Source organism: Thioalkalivibrio sp. ARh3 (assembly GCF_000377265.1).
Classification (GTDB): Bacteria; Pseudomonadota; Gammaproteobacteria; order Ectothiorhodospirales; family Ectothiorhodospiraceae; genus Thioalkalivibrio; species Thioalkalivibrio thiocyanoxidans.
This window is the reverse complement of sequence record NZ_KB897947.1, coordinates 774,441-787,396: the sequence shown is the minus strand read 5'-3', so window position 1 is coordinate 787,396 and position 12,956 is coordinate 774,441. Positions and strand designations below refer to the sequence as shown.

General features: G+C 68.2%; 10 protein-coding genes. 2 read left to right on the top strand and 8 right to left on the bottom strand.

Annotated elements, in window-relative coordinates:
• Positions 1–2: 2 nt before the first annotated feature.
• Positions 3–1,430 carry a glutamate--tRNA ligase gene (gene gltX / locus C995_RS0103715; RefSeq protein WP_018863655.1) on the bottom strand — a complete coding sequence of 476 codons (1,428 nt, stop codon included), beginning with the start codon at positions 1,428–1,430 and terminating at the stop codon, positions 3–5.
• A 491-nt stretch (positions 1,431–1,921) separates the two neighbouring features.
• Here gltX and C995_RS0103710 point away from each other — a divergent pair, with 491 nt between their 5' ends.
• Together C995_RS0103710 and C995_RS0103705 are read left to right on the top strand one after the other, a co-directional pair.
• Positions 1,922–2,437, top strand: a complete 516-nt coding sequence (locus tag C995_RS0103710; RefSeq protein ID WP_018137548.1) for a peptidylprolyl isomerase — start codon at positions 1,922–1,924, stop codon at positions 2,435–2,437.
• 8 nt (positions 2,438–2,445) lie between these two features.
• Positions 2,446–3,201, top strand: a complete 756-nt coding sequence (locus C995_RS0103705) for a UDP-2,3-diacylglucosamine diphosphatase (protein WP_018863654.1) — start codon at positions 2,446–2,448, stop codon at positions 3,199–3,201.
• A 915-nt stretch (positions 3,202–4,116) separates the two neighbouring features.
• Here C995_RS0103705 and C995_RS0103700 read toward each other — a convergent pair.
• The 7 genes from C995_RS0103700 to C995_RS0103670 form a co-directional block, all read right to left on the bottom strand.
• Positions 4,117–4,953 (bottom strand): ferritin-like domain-containing protein, encoded by an 837-nt coding sequence (locus C995_RS0103700; protein ID WP_018863653.1) that lies wholly within the window; start codon positions 4,951–4,953, stop codon positions 4,117–4,119.
• 28 nt (positions 4,954–4,981) lie between these two features.
• Complete coding sequence (locus C995_RS0103695; RefSeq protein WP_018863652.1) at positions 4,982–6,568, bottom strand: multicopper oxidase family protein; 1,587 nt, start codon at positions 6,566–6,568, stop codon at positions 4,982–4,984.
• Positions 6,565–9,078 (bottom strand): heavy metal translocating P-type ATPase, encoded by a 2,514-nt coding sequence (locus C995_RS0103690; RefSeq protein ID WP_018863651.1) that lies wholly within the window; start codon positions 9,076–9,078, stop codon positions 6,565–6,567. Before C995_RS0103690 ends, C995_RS0103695 begins: the two co-directional genes overlap by 4 nt.
• Before the next feature lie 12 nt (positions 9,079–9,090).
• A complete protein-coding gene (locus C995_RS14305) occupies positions 9,091–9,234 on the bottom strand; it encodes a hypothetical protein (RefSeq protein ID WP_018863650.1) in 144 nt (47 codons plus the stop codon).
• Positions 9,235–9,342: 108 nt separating this feature from the next.
• Positions 9,343–9,711 (bottom strand): hypothetical protein, encoded by a 369-nt coding sequence (locus C995_RS0103680; protein WP_018863649.1) that lies wholly within the window; start codon positions 9,709–9,711, stop codon positions 9,343–9,345.
• Between the two features lie 96 nt (positions 9,712–9,807).
• A complete protein-coding gene (gene cls / locus C995_RS0103675) occupies positions 9,808–11,280 on the bottom strand; it encodes a cardiolipin synthase (RefSeq protein ID WP_018863648.1) in 1,473 nt (490 codons plus the stop codon).
• A 27-nt stretch (positions 11,281–11,307) separates the two neighbouring features.
• On the bottom strand, positions 11,308–12,543 hold the full coding sequence (locus C995_RS0103670) for an O-succinylhomoserine sulfhydrylase (RefSeq protein ID WP_018863647.1): 1,236 nt from the start codon (positions 12,541–12,543) through the stop codon (positions 11,308–11,310).
• Positions 12,544–12,956: the final 413 nt, after the last annotated feature.

Here is a 12,956-nt window from a genome sequence, read left to right as displayed (position 1 = left end):
CTTCAGCCCGCCTGCTCAAGCGCGGACTGCAGGCGCGCACGCACCCGCTCGCGCCCCAGGTACTCGAAGATGCGCGGCAGTTCCGGCCCATGGGCCTGACCGGACAGGGCCGCGCGCAGCGGCATGAACAGCTTGCGCCCCTTCGCACCCGTCGCCGCGCCGACGGCCTTGGCCAGGGTCGGGAAATCCTCGGCCTCGTCCAGGGCATCCAGGGCGGCGCGGTAGAAATCCGCGCCCGCCTGCTGCAACTCGGCGGCGGCCGCCTCGCTCACCGGGGCCGGATCGGCGGCAAAGGCCTCCACCCAGATACGGGCGTCCTCGGCACGGGTGATATTGTCACGCAACAACCCCGCCAGTGCCGGGCGCTGGTCCGCCGGCACCTCCCCGAACACATCGAAGCCCTCAAGATAGGCCAGCAGATCGGGATCGGATAGCTGTCGCAGGGCCTCGGCCTGCCAGTGTTCCAGCTGCTGTGCATCGTGGCGCGCAGCGCTGTGACCGATACGCTCCGGGCTGAACCCGGTGGCCAGTTCCTCATCGCTCAGCAGTTCGTCCGACTCGTAGCGGTGCCCGAGGCGTGCGAGATGGTTGAGTATCGCGAGCGGCAGGTAACCCGCACTACGCAGATCCTCCACGCTGGCCGAGCCATTGCGCTTGGACAGCGGCGCACCGTCGTGCCCCATCACCAGCGGCAGGTGGTGATAGGCCGGCGCCGTCAGCCCCAGCGCCTCCAGCAGCAGCATCTGGCGCGGGGTGTTGGCGATATGGTCCTCCCCGCGCACCACGTCGGTTACGCCCATCAGGGCGTCGTCGATCGCGTTGGAGAAGAAGAAGGCGGGCGTACCGTCGGAGCGGCGGATCACGAAATCGCCGATCTCGTCGGTCCGAAAACTCACCGGCCCGCGCACCCCGTCCTCGAAACGGACCGTGCGGCCCAGCGGCACACGAAAGCGCAGGGTCGGCTTCTGCCCCTCGGCCAAGCGCCGCTCGGCCTCCTCCGCACTCAGGTGGGCACAGGTCCCCGGATAGCGCGGCGGCTTGCCCTGGGCGCGCATGCGCTTGCGCCCCCGCTCCAGCTCGGCGGGCGAACAGAAGCAGGGGTAGGCCTGACCGGCTTCGATCAACTGCTGGTAATAGCCGTCGAAGATCCCGCCGCGTTCGGACTGGGCATACGGTCCGGCATCGCCACCAGCGTCAAAGCCCTCGTCCCAGTCCAGCTTCAGCCAGCGCAGGTCGCGCATCAGCGCGGCCACGAACTCCGGGCGCGAGCGCTCGGCGTCGGTGTCCTCGATCCGCAGCAGAAAGTGCCCGCCGCGCGAGCGGGCGAACAGCGCGCTGAACAACGCGGTGCGCACGTTGCCGAGATGGAGAAGCCCGGTGGGACTGGGCGCGAAACGGGTCTTGGTCGGCGGTGTCGTCATCGCGCGCATGGTAGCGGAGCACCCCGCAGGCCACCAGCCGGGCCGGCCGTGGCCCTAGGGAGACGCTGATTGAATCGCGCGTCCGCGCCGAGTCGCTTTTGCGTGCGAACAAGGCGCGGTGACTGCCGTGCAGTCATTCTGCACAAGGGAACCGCAACGCTGTGCGCGCCCGTTTTTGATAACAACGGGCGGCCGAGCCCCTGATTTCGATGGCTGGTGGGGTTGGTGCCCCCTGTTCCCCGATCCTGCGTTGCGCCGCTTGCGGGTAGAACCACTACCCGCTGCACGGCTCGCCTTGTCTCGGAAAACAGGGGGCACCAACGCGGACGCGCGATTCAATCAGCGTCTCCCTAGTAGCGTTGCTGGCAGGCACCCCGCCTGCCGGGTACCATGGCCGCCCGACATTCATCCGGAGGGCCAGTCCCGTGCAGCGATCCCGTTTCCGGCTCGGCATTGTGCTGGCCACCGCCCTTCTTGCCCTACTGCTTTCAGGAGCCCCCATGGCCGATACCAATCCGCAGGTCGCGATCGAAACCAACCATGGCCGCATCGTGCTGGAACTCAACGCCGAAGCCGCCCCGGAGACGGTCGCCAACTTCATGTCCTACGTGGATGACGGCTTCTACGACGGTACGATCTTCCACCGCGTGATCCCGGGCTTCATGGTCCAGGGCGGCGGCTTCGACAAGAACATGAGCCAGAAGTCCGCCGGCGAGCCGATCCGCAACGAGGCGGACAACGGCCTGAAGAACGAGGTGGGTGCGATCTCCATGGCGCGCACCCAGGATCCGCACTCGGCCACCGCGCAGTTCTTCATCAACGTGAACGACAACGACTTCCTCAACCACACGGCCCCGAATGCGCAGGGCTGGGGTTATGCGGTCTTCGGCAAGGTGACCGAGGGCATGGACGTCGTGCGCCAGATCGAGTCCGTGCCCACCGGGCGTTCCGGTATGCACCAGGATGTGCCGCAGGAGCCGGTCGTGATGGAAAGCGTGAAGCGCGTCGAGGACTGAGCCACCCCGTGGCTTCCAGCGCGCCGGCCCTGGTCATTTCCGACCTGCACCTGGATCGCGAGCCCGGCCCCCTGCTGGAGGCCACACTCGCCTTCCTGAAGGGACCGGCGCGCAACGCCTCGGCGCTGTACATCCTCGGCGACCTGTTCGAATACTGGGTCGGCGATGACGCCGGCTTCCCGGCCGCCGAACAGCTCGCCGAGGCCCTGCAGACACTCGAGATCCCGGTCGCCTTCATCCATGGCAACCGGGATTTTCTCGTGGGTCCGGACTATGCCGCGCGCGCCGGAATGCAGCTGGCGCCCGAGCCATTGCATGCGGCCCTGCCCTGCGGGCCGGCCGTGCTGCTGCATGGCGATTCCCTGTGCACCGACGACACCGAGCACATGGCCTTTCGCCAAGAGGTGCGCGGCGGCGAATGGCAGCGGGCCTTCCTGGCCCATCCGCTGGAGGAACGCATCCGGCAGGCGGAGTCCATGCGCGCCACCAGTCGTGACAACAGCCGGATGAAGGCCGACGCGATCATGGACGTGAATGCCGACGCCGTAGCGGATACCTTCCGCGACGCCGATGTCCCGCTGATGATCCATGGCCATACCCACCGCCCCGCGATCCACGACCTGACGGTCGACGGGCAGCCCCGCCAGCGCTGCGTGCTCCCGGCCTGGGACGAGCACCCGGGCTACCTGGAAGTCGCGGCGACCGGCCCCGTCCTGCGCGAGCTGGACGGCTCGCTCTACCCGGCGCACCTGCTGCACGCCTGAACCACGCGCTTCGCGCCGTTGTACGGCTGGGCCTGGTTCGTCGTCGGTGTTTATGGTGGGTTCGTCGGACCACCTACCTTGTTGTGGCTGGCCCTGGTTCAGCATCCGGTGTTTACGTGCCTTCGGCCGGCCGCCTGCCATGCGCTGTCTCGGCAGCGCGCCCCGAGGTACTTTCTTGCTTGCCCAAGAAAGTACCCAAAGAAGGGCACCCGGATTCCGCCCGGGAACCTTGCTCCAGGGTCCTCGGGCCGGCGGCGCTGAAACTCGCTGCGCCTTTGGCTTCGCTCAGACAGTCAGCGCCTCTTTTCCGTCCCGAGGGCCCTTCCGCAAGGGGCTTCATACGGGGGGATAAGGTCAGAACAAGAGCCATTCCCCAACGTTTCGCCCAACTCCAACGCCGTAGGGTGCGGTTGAGCACAGCGAAACGCACCGTTCCAACGTCGGGGCCACCCTGATGCGATTCGCTGCGCTCATCGACATCCTACCCTTGGCGCCCGCTTGCGGGCGCGGCACGCTATGGCCGCAGGCCGCGCGTGCCGAAGATGTCCGAAGACCTAGCCTCCATCCGTAAGCACAATCGTTGGGACAGCCGTTGTCTTGACCTTCACCCCCGTTGTCGTCGCGCCGAGTGGAGAGGGTTTTCGCGGGAAGAGAGGCGCTGACTGTCTGAGCGAAGCCGGAGGCGCAGCGAGTTTCAGCGCCGCCCGCGAAAACCCTCGGAGCGAGGGAAACCCCGGCCCGCATAGCGGGCCGGGGTCGCGGCAGTCGGGCGTGTTTCTTGGGTACTTCTTTGCACGAGCAAAGAAGTACCTCGCGGCGCGCTGGCGAGACAGCGCATGGCAGTATGCGAGCCGAAACCACCGTAAACACCGGATGCCGAACCAGGACCAGCCTCATCAAGGCAGGCGGTCGGGGCTATGGCGACGGCTCGGCGGCGGCCTGGGCCTCCAGTTGCGCCATCTCGGAGTCGGTGAAGCCGGCGGCGCGGCGGGCGGCGTGGGCGAAGGGCGGGCGTACGCGGCCCGGCATGTACTCGGCCAGCAGCTCGAGGAACAGCGGCTCGGGATCGAGCCCGCGTGCATGGGCCAGCTCGCGAAACCAGCGCGAGCCGATTGCCACGTGGGCGACCTCCTCGCGCTGGATGATCTCGAGAAGCGCCACGGTCACATGATCGCCCGCCGCCGTCAGGCGCTCGATCATGCCGGGGGTCACGTCCAGCCCGCGCGCCTCGAGCACGCGCGGCACCAGGGCCATGCGGATCATCACGTCGTGGTCGGTCGCGAGTGCGGCCTCCCACAGCCCGTTGTGGGCCGGCAGGTCGCCGTAGTCCGCCCCCAGCTCGTGGAGCCGCGCACGCAACAGCCGGAAATGGCGCGCCTCCTCGGCCGCCACCTGCAGCCAGTCGCTGACAAAGGGTGCCGGCATGTCGCGAAAGCGATAGACGGCATCCAGCGCCAGGTTGATCGCGTTGAACTCGATATGCGCGACCGCGTGCACCAGGGCTACCCGCCCGGCCGTGCTGTGCAGCCCGCGCCGCGGCAACTCGCGCGGATGCACGAGCACCGGACGCTCGGGGCGGCCGGGCACCTCCAGGCGCCGCGGGGGTGGCGCCGTGGCTGGCGCCGTCGCACCGGACCACCAGGCGTCCATCAGCGCCAGCACGCGCTCGCACTTGGCCTCCGGATCGGATTCCAGCAGGGCGGCCCCGGCCGCCCTGTAGAGGTCCGCCTCCGGTCGCGGTGTCGTGTCCATGGATCTCCCTGTACGTGCAGGCGTGCCATCAGGCACGCACGCGGACGTTCACCATCATGTCGTTGTCCTCGTGCTCCAGGTTGTGGCAGTGGAACACGTAGAGCTGGTCGCCATCGTAGTCGTGTGTGAAGTCGATGGCGATGCGCACGGTCTCGCCCGGCCACAGCAGGACCGTGTCCTTCCAGCCGAGATCCGCGACCGTCAGCCCGTCGTCGTTGACCGCCTGTTCGCGCACGAAATCGGGGCCGCCGGAGCGCGACAAGACCTGGAACGAGAAGCCATGGATGTGCATCGGATGCGGCATGCTGTGGTCCGCATTGCGGATGACCCACACCTCCTTCGTGTTCGCATCCACCTCGATCGGCACGCGGTCCGGGTCATAGACCTCGCCATTGATGCGCCATTGCATCGGGGCCATGTCCAGGCGGATGTCCCGTTCCCTGGCATCCGTGACGTCGATGGGTTCGATCCGTGACAGGCGCTCGGGCACCCGGGCGGCCACGGCCTCGCCCTCGCGGACCACGAATTCGAGCAGCGCGAGCGGGTCGCCGTCGTGCATTGCGCCGCCCATCATCCGGCCCATGCCACCGCCGCCCATGCCTCCTCCCATGCCACCGCGGCCCATCATGCCGCCGCCGGCCATCGGGTCGAATTCGAGGCTGTGCAGTTCCACCCGGTCGCCCCCGGCAAAGGCCGCGAAGTCGACCAGCACCTCCAGACGCTCGCCCGGTGACAGGAAGGCCTCGTCCACCTCCCGGGCCGACTCCAGCAGACCCGCGTCCGTGCCGATGACCTGGAACGGGACCGCCTCGCCATCGGCCCGCAGCGCGAGGCGATAGATCCGGGCGGTGGAGCCGTTCAGCAGGCGCAGGCGATGGATGCGACGCTCGACCTCGTGGCTGGCGGACGGTGTCATGTTCACCAGCACCTCGTCCCCGAGATACCCCATCATCCCCTGCATCGGGTTCGGCTGGTACACCAGATGCCCGAGCCGGTCGAAGCGCTTGTCCTGCAGCACCAGCGGCAGATCGGTGCTGCCCAGCTCCAGGTCCAGGGCCTCGTTCAGGGCGTCGTTGTCGTCATCCCCGACCAGCAGGAAGCTGGCCAGTCCCTGGTGGGCCTGGCGCGCGGTCCGGTGGTGGGCATGGGTGTGATACCAGTAGGTACCGCCGCGGTTGGTCACCTTGAAGCGGTATTCGTACTGCTCCCCGGGGTCGACCGTATGGATCGGGTGCCCGTCCTCCCGGCCCGGCACATGCAGGCCGTGCCAGTGGATGATGGTGCCCTCGTCGAGCTGGTTGTCCAGGGTCACGTCCAGTTCGTCGCCCGTGCGCAGCAGCAGGATCGGATTCTGATAGTCGGCACCGTTCACCTGCGTGCGATACCACAGGAACGGCGTCTCGCTGCGGCCCGGTACCGGCAACCACCCCTGTTCGGCCACCAGGGTGAACGGCGCATCGGGCGCGAGCACCGCAAACGCACCGTCACCCCCGGGCAGGAACAGCGTGTTGTCGAAACGCGGGGCGGAGACCGCATGGTTGAACAGGGTCCAGCCGCCAAACGTGGTGACCACGGGCAGCGCCGCGGCCAGCCCGAGAAACTGGCGTCGTTTCATGATTGTTCTCCTTGTGATTTGGGCATGGTGCGGCGCAGCAGGATGGAGTTGCCGATGACCGAGAGCGAGCTGGCGGTCATCGCGATCACGCCGATCATCGGGTGCAGCAGGCCGGCCGCGGCGATCGGGATCGCCGCGGAGTTGTAGCCCCAGGCCCAGAACAGGTTCTGCACGATCTTGCGGAAGGTCATGCGCGAGAGCTGCACGGCCTCGACCACCTTGGTCAGCTCGCCGCGCACCAGGGTGACGTCCGCGGCCTCGATGGCGACGTCCGCGCCGGCCCCAATCGCGATGCCCACGTTCGCCTGCTGCAGCGCCGGGGCATCGTTGATGCCGTCGCCCACCATCGCCACGTGGTCGCCGTACTCCGCCTGCAGTTCGCGGATCGCCTCGACCTTGCCCTCCGGCAGCACGCCGGCGCGGACCTCGTCGATCCCGACCTGCGCGGCCACCGCGTTGGCGGTGCGCTCGTTGTCGCCGGTGACCATCACGCAGCGGATGCCGAGGGCATGCAGCTGTTCGATGGCGGCCTGCGACTCTTCCTTGAGCGTGTCGGCGACCGCGACAATGCCGGCCGGTCGATCGCCAATGGCCACCAGCATGGCGGTCTTGCCGGCATCCTCGAGCCGCCGCAGCGATTCCAGCAGGCCGGACGGATCCAGGCCCTGCTCCTCCAGCAGCCGCTGGCTGCCGACCAGGACACGCTCTCCGTCGAGACGAGCCTCTACCCCGCGCGCGGTGTGCGACTGGAACCGGTCGACCTCGGCGATCGCCAGCTCCCGGTCGCGCGCGCCCTGCACGATGGCCTCGGCCAGCGGGTGCGCGGAGCCGGCCTCCACGGCCGCGGCCGCTTGCAGCACGCGAGCGTCATCGAAGCCCTCGGCCGCGATCACGTCGGTCAATGCCGGCTGCCCGCGGGTGATGGTCCCGGTCTTGTCCAGCACGATCACGCGGATGTCCTTCAGCGTCTGGATCGCGGAGCCCGAGCGGATCAGCACCCCGCGCTCGGCCCCCATGCCGGAGCCGACCATCAGCGCGGTGGGCGTGGCCAGCCCCAGCGCACAGGGGCAGGCAATGACCAGCACGGCAATCGCCGCCAGCAGCGCCAGCACGATCGGGGGACGCTCCGAGTCGACCCAGGGCAGGAAGCCCTCGCCCCAGATCAGGATCGGCTGCAGCGCCCCGGAGAACGCCAGCCAGGCCGCAAACGAGGCCAGCGCGATGACCAGCACCGCCGGCACGAAACGCGCGGTGATGCGGTCTGCCAGCTCCTGCACCGGCACCCGCGAGCCCTGGGCCTCGTTCACCAGACGGATCACCTGCGACAGGAAGGTGTCGGCCCCCACGCGGGTCGCGCGCACCTTCAGCCGCCCCTGCTGGTTCAGGGTCGCGCCGAGCACGGTATCGCCCTCGCCCTTGTCCACCGGCACCGACTCGCCGGTGGCGATGGATTCGTCCACCGTGCTCTCGCCGGCGACCACCTCGCCATCGGTAGGGATCTTCTCGCCGGGGCGCACGATCATCACCTCGCCCACCTGCAGCGATTTCACCGGCACCTCGACCTCCTCGCCGTCGCGTTCGACCCGGGCGGTCTTCGCGCCCAGATCCAGCAGCTTGCGGATCGCGGAGGAGGCCTCGCCCTTCGCCCGGTACTCCAGGTAACGCCCGAGCATGTGGAAGGCCATGATGGTCGCGGCCATCTCGATGAACGAGGTCATCGGGTAGACGAAGCCGATCAGCCCCAGCAAATAGGGCGGCAGCGAGCCCATGGAGATCAGCACGTCCATGTTCAGGCTGCCGCTTTTCAGCGCGCGCCAGGACGAACGGTGGGTGGCCGCACCCCCGGCCATGAACACCACCGGGAAGGCCAGCACGGCGATGATTAGGAGATAGCCGGGGATCTCCTGCCAGAACATGTGCGGCATCATCAACGCCATGATTGCGATGGTCGGGATCATCGCGATCCACAGCCGGCGCCAGGCCTGCTTCAGATAGGCCGCGTCAATCTCGGCGTCGTCCGCCTCGCTGCCGGCTTCCTCGGTCTCCACCGCCGCCACGTCATAGCCGGCCCCCTCGACTGCGGCGCGCAGGGCCTCGGCGTCGGGGCCGCCGGGACCGGGTTCTACGGTCACACGGTGATCGCCGATGTTGGTGCGCACCGCCTGGATCCCGTCCAGCTTCTCGATCGCACCGCGCACGATCCCCGCGCAGTGATCCGAACCCATGCCGGGCACCACCAGGCGTACCGCGCCGGCCCCGCCCGCCGCGCCCTCGACCTGGGCGACGTCGTAGCCGGCCCCCTCCACGGCGGCCCGCAACCCCTGCGGGTCCACCTGCTCGGGGTCGTATCCGACCGTCACCCGGTGGCGGGCGATATTGGTCCCCACCGAGGCCACGCCCGGGGTCTTCTCCAGCGCCGCGCGCACGATCCCCGCACAGTGGTCCGACCCCATGCCGGGGACGATCACCACCGCCTCGCGGGCATCCGCCGGCTTCGCTTCCGTCGTCATCGTGCGATTCCTTTAACGATTGCTGAACAGATACTTGATCAGGGCCGCGACCCCAAGAACCAGCAGCAACAGGATCCCGATCCAGAAGAGCCAGTGGGCCAGAGCGTGGCCGAAGCCGAGCCCCGTCATCCAGCCAAAACCTTGTCCATGCATCATGGTGTAGTCCTCCCAAGGACATAGTGACAACTGCGATGTGCGACACCGCTCACCGCATGGGTGATCCACGATCACCCGTGGCCGGGCGGAACCCCGACCAGGGAGGACTCAGAGGGGTGGGCGCAGATCCGGTGCCACGGGGGTACCGGGGCCCATGGCGACGGGAAGGGAGGCAAGAACGGGTGCAGCCGCGGTGACCGGCATGCCAGCAGGTGAAGGCAGGGCCGGGACCCCGCAGGCACCACAGACCGCACAGGGCATCTCGCAGGCCGAGGGCTCGGCCTGGATCACGAAGTCCGGGAAAAGGTCCAGCGGCACGGGTTCCGACAGCGATCCGGCACCCTCACCCGCGCAGTGGTCCGCCGCGGTCATGTTGTCCGCGACATTGCCGTGCATCATCCCGGCACCGGCGATCGGCGCCAGCAACAGGGCGGCGACGATCAGCAGGTTCAGCAAATGGTGCAGGGCTCGCGACACGGGCAGGCCTATAAGCGGCATATTCCGTGCAAGTCTAGCACTGGCGCGGCGCCTGCACATGACACAGATCAAACCTACCGACCACTGCCCAAAAGCCTACAGCACCGGCGCCAGCAGATAGGCGGCCCGCGCGGCCACGCGGCGCCACAGTGGGAGATCGTCCACGTCCTGCCGGGTCATCTCGCGCGAGCGGGCGAAATCCGCCTCGAACATGCGCGCTGTCTCGCGGGCAAACCCCGGATCCATCACCAGCGCGGTGACCTCGAAGTTCAGGCGGAACGAGCGGTTGTCCAGGTTCACGGTCCCCACCGCCGCACCCATGTCGTCCACCACGAAGGCCTTGCCGTGCAGGAAGCCCTCCTGATAGCGGTAGACGCGCACGCCGGCATCCAGCAGCGGGCCCAGGAAGGCGTAGGCCGCATGCGTGGTCAGCGGGTTGTCGGTGACCTCGGGGATCAGCACGCGCACGTCGACGCCACTGAGCGCCGCCAGCTTGAGCATGCCCTGCACGCCCTCGTCGGGCACGAAGTACGGGCTGGCGATCCAGATGCGCCGCTCGGCCGCGTGGATCGCCTGCTGCATCATCAGGCTGGCGGTCTCGAACTCGTCGGCCGGGCCGGAGGGCAGGATCAGCACCGGGACGCCGTCGTCCGCCATCATCGCCGGCTGCCATTCCAGCTCCGGGATGTCTTCGGTGGCCCAGTGCCAGTCCTCCAGGAACACCGACTGCAGGGCGAGGGCGGCCGGCCCCTCGATCCGCAGGTGGGTATCGCGCCAGGGCCCGATCTTCGGGTCCCGCCCGAGATACTCGTCCCCCACGTTCAGGCCGCCGACCCAACCCTGTTCGCCATCGGCGACCATGATCTTACGGTGGTTGCGAAAATTCAGCTGAAAGCGATTGCCCCGCCCGCGGGTGGAGTGGAAGTGCTGCACATGCACCCCCGCCTCGCGCAGGGTGTCCAGATAACTCCCGGGCAGGCGGTAGCTGCCGATCTCGTCATACAGGAAGTAGACCTCGACCCCGTCCTGCGCCCGCTCCACCAGCCGCCGCTGGAGTTCGCGCCCGATCGCGTCGTCGCGCACGATATAGAACTGCACCAGCAGGTAGCGTTCGGCCTGTTCGATTCCCTCGAAGATACTGTCGAAGGCCACCTCGCCATCCACCAGCAGCTCGACCTCGTTGCCATGGAGAAACGGCCAGCGCGCCAGCCGCTGCACCCCGTCCAGGTGCTTGCTGGGTTCCTCGGCGATGTACTGGTGCGACCACAGCTCCTCGGTCTTCGGCTGCAACGCCCGCGCCAGGGCGGAATCCTCGTCGCGGCGCGCGACCACATAGCCACGAAACTCGCTGGCGCCGAATACCCAGTAGGCCGGCACGGCCACATAGGGGACGGTGTTGAGCGACACGATCCAGGCCACCGCGCCCTGCGGCGTCCGCGTGGACATCAGCGCATCCAGCGACGACAGGAACCCCAGCAGGTGAAACCCGATGACAACGGTCAGCAGGATCCGCCAGCGCGGACGCCGGCGCGGCTTCGGACGGACATCACCGGGCTCGGGTCTGGACATATCCGTGCGGTCGATCCGGCGACCGCGTCAGAGCGCGTCGAGCCCGCGGGCCAGGTCACGCTGGATGTCGGCGACCGCCTCCAGCCCCACGGCGACCCGCACCAAGGCCTCGGTGATGCCCTGAGCCTCGCGCCTGTCCGGGTCCACACGACCGTGGGTAGTGGTGGCCGGGTGGGTGATGGTGCTCTTGGTATCCCCCAGATTCGCGGTGATCGACAGGAACCTTGTTGCGTCGATCACCGACCAGGCCGCCTCGCGTCCGCCCGCGACCTCGAAGCTCAGCACCCCGCCGAAGCCGCTCTGCTGGCGCTTCGCGATCGCATGCTGCGGATGGTCCGCAAGCCCCGGGTAGTGCACCGCCGTGACCTTCGGGTGGGCCTGCAGCCACTGCGCCAGGGTCAGGGCATTCTCGCTGTGGGCGCGCATGCGCAGGGCCAGGGTCTCCAGCCCCTTCAGGAACACCCAGGCGTTGAATGGCGACAGGGTCGGGCCGGCGGTGCGCAGGAAGCCGTAGACGTCCTTGCCCACGCGCTCGGCGTCGCCGACGATCGCGCCGCCCAGACAGCGGCCCTGGCCGTCGAGGAACTTGGTCGCGGAGTGGATGATGATATCGGCGCCCAGATCCAGCGGGCGCTGCAGGATCGGCGTGCAGAAACAGTTGTCCACCGCCAGCAGCGCATCATGGCGATGCGCGATCTCCGCCAGCGCGGCGATGTCCACCACCTCCCCCAGAGGGTTGGAGGGTGTCTCGCAGAAGTACAGCCGGGTGTTCGGCTGGGTGGCGGCCTCCCAGGCCTCGAGGTTCGACAGCTCGACGTAGGTCACCTCGACGCCGAAGCGCCCGAGGTAGTTGTTGAACAGCACCGTGGTCGTGCCGAACACCGAACGCGAGCAGACCACGTGATCGCCGGCCTTCAGCAGCCCCATCATGGTCGCGAGGATCGCGGACATGCCGGAGGCGGTGGCCACACAGGCCTCGCCCCCCTCCAGCGCCGCCAGGCGGTCCTGGAAGGTGCGCACGGTCGGATTGGTGAAGCGCGAGTAAATGTTGCCGGGGACCTCCCCGCCGAAGCGTGCGGCGGCCTCCGCGGCCGAGCCGAATACGAAGCTGGAGGTCGGGAAGATCGCCTCGGAGTGCTCGCCCTCCGGCGTGCGCTGGTAGCCGTGCCGGATGGCTACGGTCTGCGGGTCGTAGTCCCGGGGGTCGAAAGGCTCGCGGTCGAAAGGCGCGGGGTCGAACGGGTCGGGATCGAAGTCGGTCATCGCGGCATCCTAGGGAAACACTGATTAATGTACACGCTCGCGCTCGAGTCGCTTTTGCGTGCGAACAAGGCGCGGCGACTGCCGTGCAGTCATTCTGCACAAGGGAGCCGCAACGCCGAACGCGCGCAAAAGCGGCCGAGCCCCTTCGTTCATTAAGTTGTGGGGTTGGCACCCCAGGTTCCCCGATCCTGCGTTGCGCCGCTTGCGGGTAGAACCACTACCCGCTGCACGACGCGCCTTGTCTCGGAAAACCTGGGGTGCCAACGCGAGTGTGTACATTAATCAGTGTTTCCCTGGAATCCGGGATGCGACAGTGTATCAGCGCGCCGGCTGCAGGCGGTCCGCCACGCGCGTCAGCAGCTCGTAGCTGATGGTGCCAGCCGCGCGTGCGACCCGTTCCACCGGCAGGCCCT